The following is a 16454-nucleotide window of genomic DNA, read 5'->3' on the forward strand; positions in this document are numbered from 1 at the left end:
CCGCCGGGATGCGCCCCGGCGGCAGGCTGGTGGGTCAGCCGCGCGAGCGGCTGCGGGAACGGCTACGGCTGCGCGAACGGGACCGGCTACGGGACCGTCCGTGGTGCATGACGGGCTTGATACGCATGGGATTCACCTCCTTCCGGCGAGGTCGTGGTCGAGAGTGACGACCCGGTCGGCGATCGCCGCCAGGTCGCGATCGTGGGTGACCATCAGCACCGTGCGGCGCGACGGTCCGGTGGTCATGGCCCGGATGGCCTGGATCACGGTGCCGGCCGAGACCGGGTCGAGCGAGGCGGTGGGCTCGTCGAGCAGCACCATCGGCGCGGGCGAGACCGCGGCCCGGGCGAGCGCGACCCGGCGGCGCTGACCGCCGGAGAGCCGTACGCCGCCTTCGCCGAGCGGAGTGTCGTAGCCGAACGGCAGCCGGTCGGCGAACTCGTCCACCAGCGCGGTCCGGCCGGCCGCGACGACGCCGGCCCGGGTCGCGTTCTGGTTGCCAAAGGCAATGTTTTCGGCGACCGTTGCGTCCAGCAACCACGGGTCCTGCGGGACGAACGCGAACCGGTCGCGCAGGCTGCGCTGGTCGCAGTCGCGGAGATCCACGCCGTCGATCAGGATCCGCCCGGCGTCGACGTCGTACAGGCGGAGGAGCAGGTGGAGCGTGGTGCTCTTGCCGATTCCGCTCGGACCGAGCAGGCACGCGGTCTCGCCGGCGGTGATGTCGAGGTCGAAGTGGTCGAGGACGGGTCGCCCGGGTTCGTAGCCGAACGACACCTGCTCGAAGCGGACGCCGGAGCGCAGCCGCGGAGCCGGGCGGGCGTCGTACCGATCCTCGACAGCCTCGTCGCAGTCGAGGACCTCGCGGACCCGGACCGCGCTGGCGCCGGCCTTGGCGAGTACGACGGACAGCCGGGTCAGGCCGCGGACGGGGGAGTAGAGGTCGCGGAGGTACGCCAGTACGACGAGGAGCTCGCCGACGGACAGGGAACCGGTCAGGACGTGGCGGCCGCCGACGACCAGGACGAGGGCGGTACCGATCGCGAGGACGATATCGGCCATCGGGGTCCAGCGGGCGTCGACGTCGATGGCACGGAGCTCGACGTCGAGGACGGCGCGGTTGCGGGTGCCGAAGATCGCGGCGGCGCGGTCGATCCGGCCGAACGCCTGCACAGCGCGGACGTTGCGGAGCAGGTCGGTCGTTGCTCCGGCCAACCGTCCGGACTCGGTCCGGGCGGCGTGCTGCGCGGCGCGGATCCTCCGGCGTTGGCGGACCGCGAGTACGGCGAGGACCGGGGCGACGGTGAGGCCGATGAGCGCGAGCTGCGGGTCGAAGGCAACGAGGAGGGCGAGTACGCCGGCCAGCATCACCGCATCGGGGAGGAAGGAGGTCGTCACCGCGACGACTGCGTCGAGCAGGCGGCCGACGTCGGTGGTTAGGCGCGATACAAGCTCACCGCTCCGCATGCGGTCGTGCCAGCGGAGCGAGCGCGTCATCGTGCGCTGGAACATGTCCGCTCGAAGCGAGGCTCCGATGCGCTCCGCCGCACCTTCGACCGTCCGCAGGCTAGCCATGTCGAGCAGCCCGACGACGGCCGACAGCAAGACGCTGGCGACAGCGGCAAGCACAAGCACCGCAACCGGGCTCGCCCAGATGCCCGAGCCCACGCCGGAGCCCGATGCGGTGGGCCGGAGGGCGTGGTCCACGGCCAGGGCGAGAGGCCACGGGCGGAGGAGAACCGCGCCGACTCGCAGGACGACCAGGCCGGACGCGGCGGCGAGAGCGGGTAGCTCCGGTCGTGCGGCGGGCCCGGCGACTGCGAGCGACAGCGGAAGTTTCATGACGACAACGCTCGCCGTCGGCTGGTCGGCTTCGGTAGTGCACCTTGGTACTAGGACCGTTGTCGGGCTGCCTTCCGGCGGTTGGCGCACCATACGATCCCAGGCATGGGCAGACTCCGACGCGCGGACCGCGGGCCAATCTCAACGGTTGGCCTGCTGGTGCGCTTCACAGCAGCCGGGTTGATCGTGCTGCTTTCGCTGGCTGCGCTGATCGCGTTCGTCGCGCGGCAGGCCGGCATCGAGCAGGCGACCGAATCCGCGCGGCAGGTGACCTACGTAACCGCCCGCGGCGTGGTCGAGCCGCGCCTGGACGCAGCCGTCATCGCCGGCCAGCCCGCAGCGCTCACAGCATTCGACCAAGCGATGCGCAAATACGTCCTGCAAGGCTCGCTCGTCCGCGTGAAGCTGTGGAACGCCGACGGCCGCATCGTGTACTCCGACGAGCCGCGCCTGATCGGTCAGCAGTTCCCGCTCGGACCCGAGGAGCAGGAAGCACTCCAGCGCCAAGGCAGCAGCGCCTCCGAGGTCAGCGACCTGAGCCGCCCCGAGAACAAGTTCGAGATCCCGTACAAGAAGCTGCTCGAGGTGTACGTCGGCGTCCGCGGCACGAACGGCGAACCGATGCTGTTCGAGGCGTACTTCGAGTACCAGGCCGTCACCGAAGCGGGACAGGCCGCCTGGCGCCGATTCGCGCCACCGTCGCTCGGCGCGTTGCTCGTGCTGGAGCTGGTGCAGATCCCGTTCGCCTGGTCGCTGGCTCGACGGGTGCAACGGCAGCAGCGGGATCGCGAGCGGTTGCTGCAGCATGCGGTGGACGCGTCGGACGCCGAGCGTCGGCGGATCGCGGGGGAGTTGCACGACGGGGTCGTACAGGAGTTGACCGGGTTGAACTACGCGCTGGACGCGATGCGGCTCGGGCATCCGACGGAAGGCCAGCGGGCGGAGTTGATCGCGGACAGCGCGAGCAGGCTGCGGGGGAGTATCGGGTCGCTGCGGTCGTTGCTGGTCGACATCTACCCGCCGAACCTTGCCGAAGAGGGCCTGACGTCGGCATTGGCCGAGTTGGCGGCCGGGCTGGAGCGCGCGGGGATCGAAGTACGGCTGGAGACCGATGGTGCGGAGGAGTTGCCGCCGGCGGTCGCGGCGTTGTTGTTCCGTACGGCGCAGGAGGTCGTGCGGAACGTCGCCGCGCACAGCGGAGCCAGCGAGGTACTCATCAAGGCCGGCCGTAGTGACGGGCATGGCGTGCTGATCGTGGACGATGACGGGCGTGGATTCGACGAGTCGCGGCTCGGGGAGCGCAGCAGCAACGGGCACCTCGGGCTACGCTCGATCGGCGACCTGCTCGCGGAGTCGGGTGGCACGCTGACGGTCCGGGCCGCGCCCGGTCAGGGGACACGGGTGGAAGCCGAGGTACCGATGTGATCCGGGTGTTGATTGCGGACGATCATGCGATCGTCCGCACCGGGCTGTCCCAGCTGCTCGGTACTGCGGATGACATCGAGCTCGTCGGCGCTGCGGGCGACGGGGCCGAGGCGGCGACGATGGCGGCGGAGTTGCGGCCGGACGTCGTACTGATGGATCTGTCGATGCCGGGCACCGACGGGATCTCGGCGACGGAGCGGATCGTGGCGGCGTCGCCGGAGGTGCATGTGCTGGTGCTGACGTCGTTCAGCGATCAGGCGCGCATTCTGGACGCGCTGCAGGCCGGCGCTGAGGGGTATCTGCTGAAGCACAGCGAGCCTGAGGTGATCCTGGCGGGTATCCGGGAGATCGTGTCGGGTGGTTCGCCGCTGGATCCGAAGGCGGCGCGGGTATTGCTGACGAACCGGCGGTCGCCGGGTCCTGAGACCAAGCTGACCGACCGCGAGCAGGAGGTGCTCGACATGGTCGGCGCCGGCCTCCCGAACAAGACGATCGCCCGACGCCTGGGGATCAGCGAGCGCACGGTCAAGGCGCACCTCACCAACGTCTACCAGCGTCTGGGCGTCACCGACCGCACCCAAGCGGCCCTCTGGGCCCAGCGCCAACAGCGCGACAACTAGGTACTAGTACCAACGTCCGATACCCCCGGCCCGCCTGCGGCGACACGATAGAGCCATGGACGACCAGGCGCGCGACGCGCAGACCACGGGTGGGGCTAGCGCCGATCACGTGGGCGACGTACGGCGGCGGCCTGTTGTGCTGCACACGGGACGTGCTGACGACGCGGCGCCGCGGCGGTCTGCTCGGTATCTCGCGTGGGCGGGTAGCGGGGTGCTCGGGCTGGTGGCTGCCGCAGGGTTGGTAGCTGGCGGTACTGCGGTGTGGTCGGCTTTCGACCCGGGGACGCCGGGGCGGTCGCCGGCTCCGTTGTGGTTTCCGCCGCCGGAGACGATCACGCCGCAGAGCGAGCGGATCACGCCGACGCCGACTGTGGACGACCACGGGGGCGACCGCACTCGTACGCCGACATCGAGCAGCACGACCGAGCCCGGGGACGACAAGGGCGGGACTCGCAGGACCACCGGGAACACCACGACCGGGAAGACCACGACCGGGAGGACCACCTCGGGGAAGTCGAGCACCGTGAAGCCGTCCTCCGGCAAGCAGGGCTCGGGTGGCTCCGGGAAGTCGGGTTCAGACGACGGGCTCAACCACAACTGACCGGGCTCGACCGAGGATGTGTGGTCGCGCCGGATTCGGCTGATCGGCCGGGAAGTCGAACCGCTCGAGCTCCTCGATCACGAACCCCGCGGCCTCGATCGCAGCCGCGGTATCGCGATGCACATGACACCCACCAGCGAACAGCGACCAGACAGTCGCATCCGCGATCTTCTGCACCGTCTCCAACCGCCCGCCGTCCGCGGCGACATGCTCGTAGAACCTGAGCTCCCCACCCGGCTTCAGCACCCGCGCCGCCTCAGCGAGCGCCACCTGCTGATCCGGCACCGAACACAGCACGAGCGACACCACAAGCACGTCAGCTGACGCATCAGCAGCCGGCAACCGATCCGCCGTACCCTCGACAACCTCAACCGGCACAGAGGCTGTCGCAGCTGACCTAGAAGCCTGAGCGCGCAGATAAGGCTCCGGCTCAACCGCGAGAACGCTCACGACCTCAGCCGGATAATGCGCGAAGTTGCCGCCATCGCCCGCGCCGATCTCGATCACCCGGCCGGCCGCCCCGGCCAGCAGCCGCCGCCGGTGCTCGGCCGCGCCTTCGCGGTCCATCGCAGGGCGGACTCGCGCGTACATCCGGGCAAAGATCGGCCGCTTCATGGGCACACGATGTCAGAGTGTCGGATTGAGCATGACCCGGATCGTCATCAGGCTGAAGCTATCTACTGGAGGTGTACGGGTGAAGTACGTGCTGATGTTCATCGAGACCGAGGACTACCTCAAGGAGCTCGACGCGATGACGCCGGGCGAGCGCGAGCAGGCGTACCAGCGGGTGTACCAGTGGTTCGACGACCACCGCGACAAGATCAGCGACCGCGGAAATAAGCTGCAGGGGGCAGAGACCGCGACCACGGTCCGTCTGGACGGCGGGGTGGCGATGACCACCGATGGGCCGTTCATCGAGGGCAAAGAGGTCGTGTCGGGGTTCACCGAGATCGACGTCGCGGACCTGGACGAGGCGCTGCGGATGGTCAGGACGTGGCCGGCCTGCCCCGTCGTCGAGATCCGTCCGGTCGCCGAAATGTGAACGCAGATGTGAGTACCGAGGACGAGCTGGCCCGCGTGGTGCGTGACCACGCGGGCCGGCTGGCCGGATCGTTGGTGTCGCTGCTCGGGGACTTCTCCGCGGCCGAGGACCTGGTCCAGGACGCGGTCGAGATCGCGCTCCGGCGCTGGCCGGTCGAGGGCATCCCGGATCGGCCGGACGCCTGGCTGTTCACGGTCGCCAAGCGGCGCGGTCTCGACGTACTGCGTCGTCAGCAGAACTACCGCGCCAAGCTGGCCGAGCTCCAGCACCAGGACGAGCAACCAGCTGCGTCGGATGATCGACTGCGGCTGATCTTCACCTGCTGCCACCCGGCCCTCGCGCGCGAGGCGCAGGTTGCCCTCACGCTGCGGGTCGTGTGCGGCCTGACGACCGCACAGATCGCGGCGGCGTTGCTGGCCAAGGAGACCGCCGTCGCGCAACGCATTACGCGGGCGAAGCGCAAGATCACCGACGCCGGCATCCCGTACCGGATCCCGCGCGACGACGAGCTGCCCGAGCGCCTCACCGAAGTACTGACCGTCATCTACCTGCTCTTCAACGAGGGCTACCTCTCGAGTACGGCGGAGCGCGCGCACTCCCGCGACCTGGTCGACGACGCCGAATGGCTGACCGCGCTACTCCACGGGCTCCTGCCCAACGAACCCGAGGCCGCCGGTCTGCTCGCTCTGATCCGCCTGCACCGAGCCCGTACGGCGGCCCGCTTCACACCCGCCGGCGAACTCGTCCTGCTCGAGGACCAGGACCGTACGCTCTGGGACCAAACCGCCATCGCCGAGGCGACAGCCCTCCTCACAAGGACGGCCCACCGTCACCACGCGCCCGGCCCGTATCAGTTGCAGGCCGCCATCGCCGCCTGCCACAGCGAGGCGCCGACCTGGGCCGAGACCGACTGGCGGCAGATCCTCGTCCTGTACGACATGCTGCTCACTCTGCAGCCGAGTCCCGTGACCTGCCTGCACCGCTCGGTCGCGCTCTCCTTCGTAGAGGGTCCGGCGGTCGCTCTCGCGGAAGTCGACCGGCTCGCACTCGACACGTATCCGTTGTTCCACGCGACCCGCGCGCAGTTCCTCCGCGACCTCGGCCGCGACGCCGAAGCACACGTCGCCGACGAGCGTGCCGCGGAGCTGACCGCCAATCCGGCGCAACTCGACCTGTTGCGCGAGCGCCTGGCCCGCTGAACCAGCATCCTTGCTCCATGGGAGCTCAGGGGCGGGGCGAACGGTTGTGGTTTCTCGACTGGTTGCGGGTGCTGGCGGTTCTCGGGGTGTTCGTGTTTCACACCCTGCGGCCGTTCGACGACGGCGACTGGCACGTGAAGAACGCGGAGACCAGCGAGGGGATCTCGATCGCGATCGCCTTCCTCGGTCTGTGGGGGCTGGCGTTCTTCTTCATGATCTCCGGATCGGCTGCCTGGCTGGCGTTACGGTGGCGGACCGCGGTGCAGTTCCTGAAGGAGCGGTCGCTCCGCTTGCTCGTACCGTTCGTGGTCGCGTACGTGCTGCTCTCACCGTTGCAGTACTTCATCGAGGAGCGCCACAAGGGCCGATCGACGCAGTCGTTCTGGACATTCTTCAGTGATCTCGCCGGAGATGCACCGCTATGGTTGCGCGACACCTACCACCTCTGGTTCCTCGTCTATCTCATCCAGTTCGCCGTCCTCGGGCTGCCGTTGTTCGTCCTGCTGCGCGGCCGGACGGACTGGATCGCGCGTCGATGTCAGCGGCGCGGTTCGATCCTGCTCCTCGCCGTACCGCTGGTGCCGGTGCATCTGCTGCTGCTCGCCGCGCCGGGGCCGGAGCACGGGTGGGGCGAGTTCGTGTTCTTCTTCGACTTCTTCGTCGTCGGGTATCTGGTGATGTCGGACGAGCGGCTGATGGCAGCGGTACGACGGGACGCCGCACCCGGGCTGATCCTCGGCCTGGGCGCCTTCCTGATCGGCGTCTTCACCGGGATCATCGACTTCCTCGACGGGTGGTGGCCGGACCCCGGGTACTCGTGGCAGTACCTGTGGTACTCACCACTGATCACGTTCGCCGTCTGGGGCTGGCTGGTCGCCGTCCTCGGTTTCGGCATGCGCGCGGCCGCCTTCCAGCGCGCAGTCCCGACCCCGCTCGCCCGCGCCGCGATGCCGTACTTCATCGTCCACCAGCCGGTCATCCTCGCGATCGCGTTCTTCGTCGTGCAGTGGGACGCCGCGATCTGGACGAAGTACGCCGTACTCCTACCGTCCGCCTTCGTCGTCTCCGCCGCACTGGCCCTGCTCGTCTCGTCCCTGCCCGGAGTCCCGGTCCTGTTCGGCGTCAAGCGTGTCGAATCCACGGCCGCGCCGATCGTCAACAGGTCGGAAGCATCCGACTGACTAGGAGACTGGGGCAATGGGAACGATCGTCACGAAGATCGAGGTCGAGCGGAAACCGGACGAGGTGTTCGCCTACGTCACCGATCCGAACCACTTCACCGAGTGGCAGGCCAACGTCACCGGCGGACACCTCGAAGGCGGGGAACCGGTCGTCGGCGCGAAGTGCCTGACGCGGCGCAAGATCGGCGGCCGGGAGCGGGACGTGACGTCGCGGCTGACCGAGTTCGACCCGCCGCGGGCGTGGGCGGTGCACGGTGACGAGGGACCGATCCGTTCCACGGTCAGGGTGTCGGTCGAGCCGATCGCCGGCCGCGACGCCAGCACGGTGACGATCGACCTCGACTTCCAGGGTCACGGCATCGGCAAGCTGATCGTGCCGCTGATGGTGATTCCGCAGTCGCGCAAGGAGATGGTGCAGAACATGGCCCGGTTGAAGACCAACCTGGAGCGCTAGACGCTGCGCAGTACCGACACGACGATGCCGAGGATCGATGCGTTGTCGCCGTCGATGACCTCGTACGCCGGGTTGCGCGGCTCGAGGTACACGTGGCCGTTGCGGCGACGGTAGACCTTGACCGTCGCCTCTTCGTCGATCATCGCGGCGACGATCTGGCCCGAGTGCGCCTCGGTCTGCTGGCGGACGACGACGATATCGCCGTCGCAGATCGCAGCGTCGATCATCGACTCACCACGGACGCGCAGCCCGAACACCGTGCCGCGTCCGGTCAGCCCGCGGGGGAGTTGCATGACGTCGTCGACGTGCTCGATTGCGGAGATCGGCGTACCGGCCGCGATGTCGCCGACCACCGGCACCGGGACGTTGTCGTCACTCGTGGCCTGCGTGCCCGACTCCTGCAGGAACATCCGGACGTCGATCGGCCGCGACACCGACGGACTCCGGCGGAGGAAGCCCTTCTCCTCGAGGCTGGCCAGGTGCTTCGACACCGAGGACGACGAGCGCAGCCCGACCGCGTCACCGAGCTGCCGGCTGCTCGGCGGGTACCCGTGCCGCGTCACCCAGTCGCGGATCACCACCAGGATCCGTTGCTGCCGCTCCGGAAGAGCCGCGGTGTCGAGGTCGCCGAACAGGTCGAGATCAGTCACCGCAGAACCCTATAGCTCCCCGACCTAAAACCTGGTGAGCCCCGCGCGCAGTTCGTGGCAGGGTGCGGGCATGGTTGGTCCTTCGGCTGAAGTCCTCGATGCGTTCGCGCTCACCGAGCCCGCGGTCCTGCTGCCGGGTGGGCAGGGGGAGACGTGGCGCTCCGGATCCGTCGTGCTGAAGCGCGCAGAGTCGGAGAGCGTGTGGCGGGCTGAGGTGTTGGCCAAGCTGCCGGAGTCCTCGCTGTTTCGCGTACCTCGGCCGGTGCAGAGTCGGAGTGGCGAATGGGTCGCGTTCGGGTGGGAGGGCTCCGAGCTGCTGGCTGGGGCGACCGATGTCCGGCGACAAGATGAGGTGTTGCGGGCGGCCGAGGCTTTCCATGCGGCTGTCGCCGACCTGCCGCGGCCCGACTTCCTCGACGGGCGGAGCGATCCATGGTCCGACGGCGATCGGGTCGCGTGGGGCGAGCAGTCGTACGACGGGAGTCCGGCGTACGTCGAATTGGCCGGGCCGCTGGTCGATGCCTGGCGACCGGTCGAGCTGGTGGACCAGGTGGTGCACGGGGATCTGCCGGGGAACGTGATGTTCGCCGACGGGCTCCCGCCAGCGATCATCGACTGGCCGGTGTACTGGCGACCGCCTTCGTGGGCGTCGGCGGTCGCCGTAGCCGACGCGCTGTGCTGGTACGACGCCGAACCGGCCCTCGCGGAACGGTGGTCGCATCTGCCGGAGTGGGGGCAGATGCTGATCCGCGCGCTCATCTATCGGATGGCGACCGACGACCTGGCCGGCGGCGCCGCGACCTGGACCGAGGCCCGGCGCTCGGGTTACGCGCCGGTGATCGAGCTCGCGCTCTCGTACGCCGGCTGATCAACAGCCGACCGCCGCGCGCGCCCGGCCGCGCAGACCGCGAGCGGAATGGTGCCGAAGGCAAGTACTCCGAGTCCGGCGCCGATCCACCCGACCGACGAATACCCGGCGCCCGCGTCCAGCGCGAGCCCGCCGAGCCACGGACCGACCGTGATCCCGACGTTGAACGCGGAGATGTTGAACGCCGCGGCCAGTGTCGGCGCGGAGCCGGCGACGCTGAACACCCGCGAGTTCACCGCTGGGTTCGTTGCGAACCCGAACGTGCCGACCGCGATAATCGCCGGTACGGCGAGCCACGGCGTACCCGTCGCGAGTGCGAGCACGACCGCCGCGACGATCACCCCGGTCAGGCTGAGGACCAGCGTGCTGAACGGACGCCGGTCCGCCGTCCGTCCGCTGACCGTGATGCCGATCAGCGCGCCGACGCCGTACAGCGCCAGGATCGCGGGGACCCAGCCGTCCGACAGTCCTGTGGTCTCGGTGAGCAGGGGAGCGAGGTAGCTGAAGATCACCAGGATCGCGCCGGTCGACAATGCCGTGGTGCCGTACGCGAGCCACAGCTGCGGATTCGCCATGCTGCGTACCTCGTGCCGCAGCTCGGGAGTGCGCTCCGCCCGGCCGCGCGGGATCGTCGCGACGATGCCGATGATGGAGAGCGCCGACAGTACGGCGACCGCCCAGAACGCGGACCGCCAGCCGAGGTGCTGGCCGAGCAACGTTCCCGCGGGCAGGCCGACGATCGTGGCGACGGTGAGTCCGCCGGCCAGGATGCTCATCGCCTTGGCCCGCGCCTCCGGGCCGGCGAGTTCGATCGCGGTCACCGATGCGACCGCCCAGAACCCGGCGTACACGAACGCGCCGGCGACGCGGGTCGCGAGGAGTACGCCGTACGACGAGGTCAGTGCGCCGGCGACGTGGGTGAGCGCGAAGATCGCCAGGAACGCGAGCATCGCCGCGCGGCGGGACCAGCGCAGGGTGGTGACGGCCAGGATCGGCGCGCCGACGAGCATGCCGACGGCGAACGCCGAGATCAGCAGGCCGGCGGCCGGGATCGACACGCCCAGGTCGGTCGAGATCTCGGGAAGCAGGCCGGCCAGCATCAGCTCGGACGTGCCCTGGGCGAAGATCGCCAGGCCGAGCAGATAGACAGCGCGAGGCATGAGGTCCCTCTCGTAGTGGATCGTTCAGTGCAAAAGTGGGCAGAAATGATGCTCAGAAGCTGCGCAGGGTCGCTTCGACGACCGCCTGCTGCTCGGCGCGGTCGGCGCCACGCCGAGCGGCGACCCGCAGGCCGCCGAGAACAGTGAAGACGTATGTCGCGAGCCCGTTCGGGTCCTGCTCCGGGTCGACCTCACCATTGGTCTGCGCCGCGCGAATCGCGTTCGTCAGGGCGGCCAGCTTGGCCTCGTGGTCCCGGTCCAGCAGGTCGACGATCTCGGCGTCCTTCGGGCCGAGCTCCACGATCGTGTTGATGACGAAGCAGCCGGTCGGGTCGTCGGGCTCCGGCTCGACGGCGGTCCACAGGATCCGCCGGACCCGTTCCCGGATCGGTACGGCGGCGTCCTCGATCACCTCGAGCTGGGCCGCGGTGAACTGGTCGACGTACCTGCGGAGGGCGCGGTCGAACAGATCGCGCTTGCTGCTGAACGTGTTGTAGATGCTGCTCCGGCCGAGGCCGGTCGCCTCGCACAGGTCCTGCGTCGAGGTCGCTTCGTAGCCGGCCGTCCAGAACACCCGCATCGCGGCGTCGACGGCGCGATCCTCGTCGAATGTCCTCGGTCTCGGCATGTCAGCCACCATAGCACGTTATGGACCGATCGATCCAAAATGGGGTGGCCAACGGGTGAACCACCTGCGCCGATAGCATCCGGGCATCGAGGCGAGTGCCGGATGCTCTTCGACAAGAGCGCAGGTGCTCGCTTTCACTTGGGGGCTCTGATCGTCGATCATCTGGGGAGCACTGTGAGGTTGTTCAGACCTGGGGGGCTGGCACTCGCCCTCGCCCTGGTGGCGGGTCTCACCGCTACCACTTCAGCTGTCGCGGACGGGACCAAGACCGTCTCGTACCGCGGCTACCAAGTAACAGTCCCGGCCAACTGGCCGGTGGTCGACCTGACCGCCGACCCGACCGCCTGCGTCCGGCTCGACCAGCCGGCCGTGTATCTCGGCCGCAGTACGTCGCAGGCCAACTGCCCGGCGCATCTCGTCGGCCGCAGTTCCGGCCTGATCCTGGAGCCGCTGACGACGAACACGCCGTCCAGCGACGGTCTGCTCCGGCGTACGGTCACCGATGCCGGCGTGCTCGCGACCGCGTACTACGCACCGGGCGCGGAGAGCGCGGCGAGCGACGTACTCGCCACCGGTCGCGTCGTGACGAAGACACCGTCTGCCCGGGTCGCGGCGCCTGCCGCGGTCACCCCATCGGTGGTTGCTACCGGCAACTTCGCGGGCAACGGGTTCGACACCTGCGCCGCGCCGGCGCAGTCGTCGATGGATGCATGGCGCTCGGTCTACCAAGGGGTCGGCATCTACATCAGTGGCGGACTGCGTGCGTGTGCGCAGCCGAACCTGACCGCCGACTGGGTCGCCACGAACGCGAGCAAGGGCTGGCAGTTCCTCCTGATCGACGTCGGCTATCAGGCGCCGTGCACGACCTACAAGAGCCGGATGTCGTCGGTCGCGTCGACCGCTCTGACCCAAGGTCGCAACGCCGCGATCAACGCGGTCGCGGCTGCGCAGGCGCTGGGATTCGCCCAGCGGAGCGCGATCTACAGCGACATCGAGGCGTACACGTCGACGGCGGCGTGCAAGGCGGCCGTGCTGTCGTACCTGAGTGGGTGGACGCAGGAGCTGAACTCACGCGGGTATGTCGGCGGTGCGTATGTCGGTGCGGCGTCTGGTGGCGCTGACCTGAACAGCGCCTACACGAGCACGGCGTACACCCGGCCGGACAACATCTGGTTCGCCCACTGGGGATCGCCGGTCGGGACCAGCCGGTTCATCAACGCGGCGTACTGGAACAACCACCAGCGCGTCCACCAGTTCGCGGGCGACGTGAGTGAGACCAACGGTGGCGTGACGATGTCGATCGACAAGAACTACCTGAACCTGACCGCCCCGCCGCCACCGGTCACCAGCTTCACCGTCACCGGTGGGGTTGCGGCGGCCACCCTGCGCTGGACGAAGCCGGCGGGTGTGACGCTTGGCCAGATCATGGTTCGTAGTGCGGTCGGCTCGACCCCGCCGCCGTTGCCGACCTCCGGTACGGCGGTTTACAACGGCGCGGCCAGCCTGTTCACCCAGATCGGGCTGTCGAACTCGGCCAGCTACGCTTACCGCGTCTGGGTGAAGGACAGCAAGGGCAAGATCGGTCCCGGCGTGGACGTGAAGCTCATCGGGTCCAAGGCCACGATCGGGGCGAGTGCGGCCTCGATCATGTACACGCAGGCGGTGACGCTGTCGACGGCGGTGAGTCGGCTGGACGGCGTGAAGCTGGCCGGCGTACCGGCGGTGCTGTACGCGAAGGCGAAGAACGCCAGCAAGTGGACGACAGTCGGCACATTCACCACCGACTCCAATGGCATCGCCTCGACGTCGCAGAAGCCGGCCGTGTCGACGTACTACATGTGGGGCTACAACGGCGGTGGCGCTGTGCTCGGGACGCGGAGTACTGCTCCGCTGGTCCAGGTACACCCGGCGCTGTCGGCGTACCTCACTCCGGGCGCGATCAAGCTCGGCGCGTCGACGCTGCTGTACGGGTACCTGAACCCGCCGCACGCCGGCACGACGGCGTACCTGCAGAAGCGTTCCGGTACGACGTGGGTCGCGGTAACGACCGGAAAGCTGACGTCGAACGGGAAGTACGCGTTCAGCATCAAGCCGACCGCACGCGGAACCTACACGTACCGCGTGGTGTGGCTGGCCGACGCCGACCACCAGGGCACGCAGACCGCGTCGAAGGTGCTGACCGTCAGCTGAAGGGGAGGTCGGCCGCCGCACTCCGCGCGAGCTCGATCGCGTGTGCCGCAAGAGGTGAGTGCGTGCGGCCGGCCTGCCACAGCAAGAAGATCTCCCGCGCCGGGAGCTCCGGCGTGAGTTCGTGCAGCGTCAGGCTCGGGTCGTCACGCAGTACGGCGAGACGCGGCGCGAGCGCTGCGCCGAGACCGGCGCGGACCATCGCGAGCAACGCCTCGTTGCCCTCGGTACGGAATACGAACTGCGGGCGGATGTCGCGAGCACGCAGGAAGGCCTCGACCACCGCTTGATGGCAGATCGCCGGATGGGCGACCAGCGGCAGTCCGTCGAGCTTCTCGAGCGGGACCGGGCCGGCCGGGAAGTCGCCAGGGCGCGCGACCAGGACGTACGGGTCGTCCAGCAGCTTGAGATCCTCGATCGTGTCGTCGGTGCTGCCGTCGAAGAACATCAGATCGAGCCCGGTGAGATCGGGATCGTCGGTCTCCTCCTCGAACAGCCGGATATCGCAGCCCGGATGCGCATCGCGCAGACCGCGGATCACCTGCGGCAGCAGCGTGTTCGACACGGTCTGGAACGTGCCGATGTCGATCCGGCTGTCGCCGGCGCGGAAACGTTCTATCCCGTCGCTCAGCTCGTCCGCGCGGCGCAGCAGGTCGCGGGCATGCTGCAGCAGGACGGCGCCGAGCGGCGTGATCCGCACCGGCTTCGGCCCGCCGGGTCGATCGAACAGCGGACCGCGGGCGGCCTTCTCGAGGACTGCGATCTGCTGGCTGACGCTCGACTGGGTGTACCCGAGCCTGCTCGCGGCGCGGCCGAACGATCCCTCGTCGGCGACGGCAGCCAGTGTCGCCAGATGACGCAACTCGTACATGGCGGCACTCTATCGCCAACGGCGATCGCCTTGATAAGAATCAATCGCTTTTCACGATCACTTGCTGCCTTCTACGGTCGTCCGTATGGAGAACTTCTACTCGGTCAACGGCATCGAAATCTGCGCGGAGACGTACGGCGATCCGGCCGACCCCGCCGTCCTGCTGATCCACGGCGCCACCGCCTCGATGCTGTGGTGGGACAGCCGGTTGTGCACCGAACTCGCAGCCCGCGGGCGGTTCGTGATCCGCTACGACCAGCGCGACACCGGCCGGTCGACCTCGTTCCCGGTCGGGAAGCCGGGCTATGCGATGAGCTCTTTGGCCGGTGACGCAGTCGGCCTGCTTGATGTCCTTGGCATCGAGCGTGCGCACGTGGTTGCGCAGTCGATGTCCGGCGGCATCGCGTTGATCCTCGGCGTCGACTACCCGTCGCGCGTCGCTTCGCTGACCTTCGTTTCGACCAGCACCGGCGACGAGGGTCTGCCGCCACCGTCGGTGTCATATGCGGATACGCCTGACCTCGGCGACCCGGCTGCGGTCGAGGAGTACGTCGTACGGTCGATCGAGGCCGAGGCAGCGGGACATTTCGACGAGGCTGCCGCCCGTGATTTGGTGCGCCGGGACATGGCCCGGGCTCGCAACTACGAGGCGTCGCTGACGAACCATTTCGCGATGACCTTCGACGGCCCGCGCAACGGCGGCTTCGGCGATCTGACCATGCCGGTGCTCGTCATGCACGGGGATGCCGATCCGTTGCTGCCGTTGCCGCACGGTGAGGCGGTGCGTGACGCGGTGCCGGGCGCTCGGCTCGTGGTGCTCGACGGGATGGGGCACGGGTTGTCGGCGCCGTACTGGAAGTCCTTCGTGGACGAGGTGGCGTCATGAAGTTTGCGATCTGGCTGCCGTTGTTCGACGAGTTGTCCGATCCGCGGGAGATCGCTGGGCTGGCAGCGGCGGCCGAGGAGGCTGGCTGGGACGGGTTCTTCCTGTGGGACCAGCTGTGGTGGCGGGAGCCGGTCCGGCTGGTGTCGGATCCGTGGATCGCGATGAGCGCGATGGCGATGACCACCGAGCGGCTGCGGATCGGCCCGATGGTCTCACCGATCGCGCGCCGGCGGCCGACCAAGTTGTTGCGCGAGACAACGACCCTGGACCGGCTCTCAGGTGGCCGGTTGACGCTCGGGGTCGGACTGGGCAGCGACCGGTTCGCGCAGGAGTACTCGAAGACCGGCGAGGAGGTGAACGACCGGGTTCGGGCTGAGCGGATGGACGAGACGCTCGACATCCTCACGGCGGGTTGGACGGGAGAGCCGGTGGCGTATCGGGGCAAGCACTATTTGGTCGACGACGTGCAGTTCCTGCCGCGTCCGGTCGCCGGTCGGGTGCCGGTGTGGATCGCCGGCTTCCCCGGTAACGCGAAGCCGATCCGGCGAGCAGCGCGGTACGACGGCTTCTTCCCGGTCAACCTCACGTCGCCGGACCAGCTCGCCGAGCCGGCCGCCGTACTCCGGGATTTGCGCGGCAATCTGGACAATTACGACATCGCGGTGGCGCTGGAACCCGACGTCGATCCGCGCCCGTACGCCGACGCCGGGGCGACCTGGTGCCTGGTGGACGTCGACCCCACGACGCTGCGCCTGGCCGACGTACGCACGGTGATCGCGGCCGGTCCGCCGCGGTAAGGGGTGTTCCTCCCGGGGCCATAGGTGTCTAATCGAACCGTGG

Annotated in this window: 17 protein-coding genes; 11 read left to right on the forward strand and 6 right to left on the reverse strand. The window is 68.9% G+C overall.

What is annotated here, in order from left to right; translation table 11 throughout:
- Positions 1–132: 132 nt before the first annotated feature.
- Complete coding sequence (locus FDA38_RS18345; RefSeq protein ID WP_170989779.1) at positions 133–1842, reverse strand: ABC transporter ATP-binding protein; 1710 nt, start codon at positions 1840–1842, stop codon at positions 133–135.
- 159 nt (positions 1843–2001) lie between these two features.
- On the opposite strand from FDA38_RS18345, the gene FDA38_RS18350 reads away from it, so the two are divergent.
- The 3 genes from FDA38_RS18350 to FDA38_RS18360 are packed head-to-tail and all read left to right on the forward strand — an operon-like array spanning position 2002 to position 4488.
- The gene (locus tag FDA38_RS18350) at positions 2002–3267 is read left to right on the forward strand and encodes a sensor histidine kinase (RefSeq protein ID WP_170989780.1); all 1266 of its coding nucleotides are present in this window, start codon (positions 2002–2004) and stop codon (positions 3265–3267) included.
- Positions 3264–3887, forward strand: a complete 624-nt coding sequence (locus FDA38_RS18355; RefSeq protein WP_134104046.1) for a response regulator — start codon at positions 3264–3266, stop codon at positions 3885–3887. The genes FDA38_RS18350 and FDA38_RS18355 overlap by 4 nt, the downstream gene beginning before the upstream one ends.
- Positions 3888–3942: 55 nt before the next feature.
- Entirely contained in the window at positions 3943–4488 is a 546-nt protein-coding gene (locus tag FDA38_RS18360; RefSeq protein ID WP_137255223.1) for a hypothetical protein, read from the forward strand.
- Here FDA38_RS18360 and FDA38_RS18365 read toward each other — a convergent pair.
- The gene (locus tag FDA38_RS18365; RefSeq protein WP_170989781.1) at positions 4462–5103 is read right to left on the reverse strand and encodes a class I SAM-dependent methyltransferase; all 642 of its coding nucleotides are present in this window, start codon (positions 5101–5103) and stop codon (positions 4462–4464) included. The two genes, FDA38_RS18360 and FDA38_RS18365, sit on opposite strands and share 27 nt — an antisense overlap.
- A gap of 79 nt (positions 5104–5182) precedes the next feature.
- Here FDA38_RS18365 and FDA38_RS18370 point away from each other — a divergent pair, with 79 nt between their 5' ends.
- Genes FDA38_RS18370 through FDA38_RS18385 form a run of 4 tightly spaced genes read left to right on the forward strand, consistent with a single transcriptional unit; the run spans position 5183 to position 8364 of the window.
- A complete protein-coding gene (locus tag FDA38_RS18370; RefSeq protein ID WP_137255225.1) occupies positions 5183–5530 on the forward strand; it encodes a YciI family protein in 348 nt (115 codons plus the stop codon).
- A gap of 8 nt (positions 5531–5538) precedes the next feature.
- Positions 5539–6729, forward strand: a complete 1191-nt coding sequence (locus FDA38_RS18375; protein ID WP_202877720.1) for an RNA polymerase sigma factor — start codon at positions 5539–5541, stop codon at positions 6727–6729.
- A gap of 17 nt (positions 6730–6746) precedes the next feature.
- The gene (locus tag FDA38_RS18380; RefSeq protein WP_137255227.1) at positions 6747–7910 is read left to right on the forward strand and encodes an acyltransferase family protein; all 1164 of its coding nucleotides are present in this window, start codon (positions 6747–6749) and stop codon (positions 7908–7910) included.
- 16 nt (positions 7911–7926) lie between these two features.
- Positions 7927–8364, forward strand: coding sequence for an SRPBCC family protein (locus FDA38_RS18385; protein ID WP_137255228.1), 438 nt, complete (start codon positions 7927–7929; stop codon positions 8362–8364).
- Here the strand turns inward: FDA38_RS18385 and lexA are convergent.
- A complete protein-coding gene (gene lexA / locus FDA38_RS18390; RefSeq protein ID WP_137255229.1) occupies positions 8361–9014 on the reverse strand; it encodes a transcriptional repressor LexA in 654 nt (217 codons plus the stop codon). The two genes, FDA38_RS18385 and lexA, sit on opposite strands and share 4 nt — an antisense overlap.
- Positions 9015–9084: 70 nt before the next feature.
- Here lexA and FDA38_RS18395 point away from each other — a divergent pair, with 70 nt between their 5' ends.
- On the forward strand, positions 9085–9882 hold the full coding sequence (locus FDA38_RS18395) for a TIGR02569 family protein (protein WP_137255230.1): 798 nt from the start codon (positions 9085–9087) through the stop codon (positions 9880–9882).
- On the opposite strand, the gene FDA38_RS18400 is transcribed toward FDA38_RS18395, so the two are convergent.
- Positions 9840–11042 (reverse strand): Cmx/CmrA family chloramphenicol efflux MFS transporter, encoded by a 1203-nt coding sequence (locus FDA38_RS18400; protein ID WP_137255231.1) that lies wholly within the window; start codon positions 11040–11042, stop codon positions 9840–9842. The two genes, FDA38_RS18395 and FDA38_RS18400, sit on opposite strands and share 43 nt — an antisense overlap.
- 52 nt (positions 11043–11094) lie before the next feature.
- Positions 11095–11670, reverse strand: coding sequence for a TetR/AcrR family transcriptional regulator (locus tag FDA38_RS18405; RefSeq protein WP_137255232.1), 576 nt, complete (start codon positions 11668–11670; stop codon positions 11095–11097).
- A gap of 174 nt (positions 11671–11844) precedes the next feature.
- Here FDA38_RS18405 and FDA38_RS18410 point away from each other — a divergent pair, with 174 nt between their 5' ends.
- Complete coding sequence (locus FDA38_RS18410; RefSeq protein ID WP_233714780.1) at positions 11845–13860, forward strand: DUF1906 domain-containing protein; 2016 nt, start codon at positions 11845–11847, stop codon at positions 13858–13860.
- Here the strand turns inward: FDA38_RS18410 and FDA38_RS18415 are convergent.
- Positions 13853–14728 (reverse strand): LysR family transcriptional regulator, encoded by an 876-nt coding sequence (locus FDA38_RS18415; protein ID WP_137255234.1) that lies wholly within the window; start codon positions 14726–14728, stop codon positions 13853–13855. The two genes, FDA38_RS18410 and FDA38_RS18415, sit on opposite strands and share 8 nt — an antisense overlap.
- A gap of 85 nt (positions 14729–14813) precedes the next feature.
- Here FDA38_RS18415 and FDA38_RS18420 point away from each other — a divergent pair, with 85 nt between their 5' ends.
- Together FDA38_RS18420 and FDA38_RS18425 are read left to right on the forward strand one after the other, a co-directional pair.
- Positions 14814–15614, forward strand: a complete 801-nt coding sequence (locus FDA38_RS18420) for an alpha/beta fold hydrolase (protein WP_137255235.1) — start codon at positions 14814–14816, stop codon at positions 15612–15614.
- The gene (locus FDA38_RS18425) at positions 15611–16411 is read left to right on the forward strand and encodes an LLM class flavin-dependent oxidoreductase (protein WP_137255236.1); all 801 of its coding nucleotides are present in this window, start codon (positions 15611–15613) and stop codon (positions 16409–16411) included. The genes FDA38_RS18420 and FDA38_RS18425 overlap by 4 nt, the downstream gene beginning before the upstream one ends.
- The last annotated feature ends 43 nt before the right edge of the window (positions 16412–16454 follow it).

The sequence above is a fragment of the Kribbella jiaozuonensis genome, from assembly GCF_005233875.1.
Lineage (GTDB): Bacteria > Actinomycetota > Actinomycetes > Propionibacteriales > Kribbellaceae > Kribbella > Kribbella jiaozuonensis.

Bases quoted from the DNA above. Each gene is read 5' to 3' on its own strand.
- FDA38_RS18380 (WP_137255227.1), top strand. From the start codon at position 6,747: ATGGGAGCTCAGGGGCGGGGCGAACGGTTGTGGTTTCTCGACTGGTTG.
- FDA38_RS18365 (WP_170989781.1), bottom strand. From the start codon at position 5,103: ATGAAGCGGCCGATCTTTGCCCGGATGTACGCGCGAGTCCGCCCTGCG.
- FDA38_RS18420 (WP_137255235.1), top strand. From the start codon at position 14,814: ATGGAGAACTTCTACTCGGTCAACGGCATCGAAATCTGCGCGGAGACG.
- FDA38_RS18405 (WP_137255232.1), bottom strand. From the start codon at position 11,670: ATGCCGAGACCGAGGACATTCGACGAGGATCGCGCCGTCGACGCCGCG.
- FDA38_RS18395 (WP_137255230.1), top strand. From the start codon at position 9,085: ATGGTTGGTCCTTCGGCTGAAGTCCTCGATGCGTTCGCGCTCACCGAG.
- FDA38_RS18400 (WP_137255231.1), bottom strand. From the start codon at position 11,042: ATGCCTCGCGCTGTCTATCTGCTCGGCCTGGCGATCTTCGCCCAGGGC.
- FDA38_RS18385 (WP_137255228.1), top strand. From the start codon at position 7,927: ATGGGAACGATCGTCACGAAGATCGAGGTCGAGCGGAAACCGGACGAG.
- FDA38_RS18425 (WP_137255236.1), top strand. From the start codon at position 15,611: ATGAAGTTTGCGATCTGGCTGCCGTTGTTCGACGAGTTGTCCGATCCG.
- FDA38_RS18345 (WP_170989779.1), bottom strand. From the start codon at position 1,842: ATGAAACTTCCGCTGTCGCTCGCAGTCGCCGGGCCCGCCGCACGACCG.
- FDA38_RS18360 (WP_137255223.1), top strand. From the start codon at position 3,943: ATGGACGACCAGGCGCGCGACGCGCAGACCACGGGTGGGGCTAGCGCC.
- FDA38_RS18415 (WP_137255234.1), bottom strand. From the start codon at position 14,728: ATGTACGAGTTGCGTCATCTGGCGACACTGGCTGCCGTCGCCGACGAG.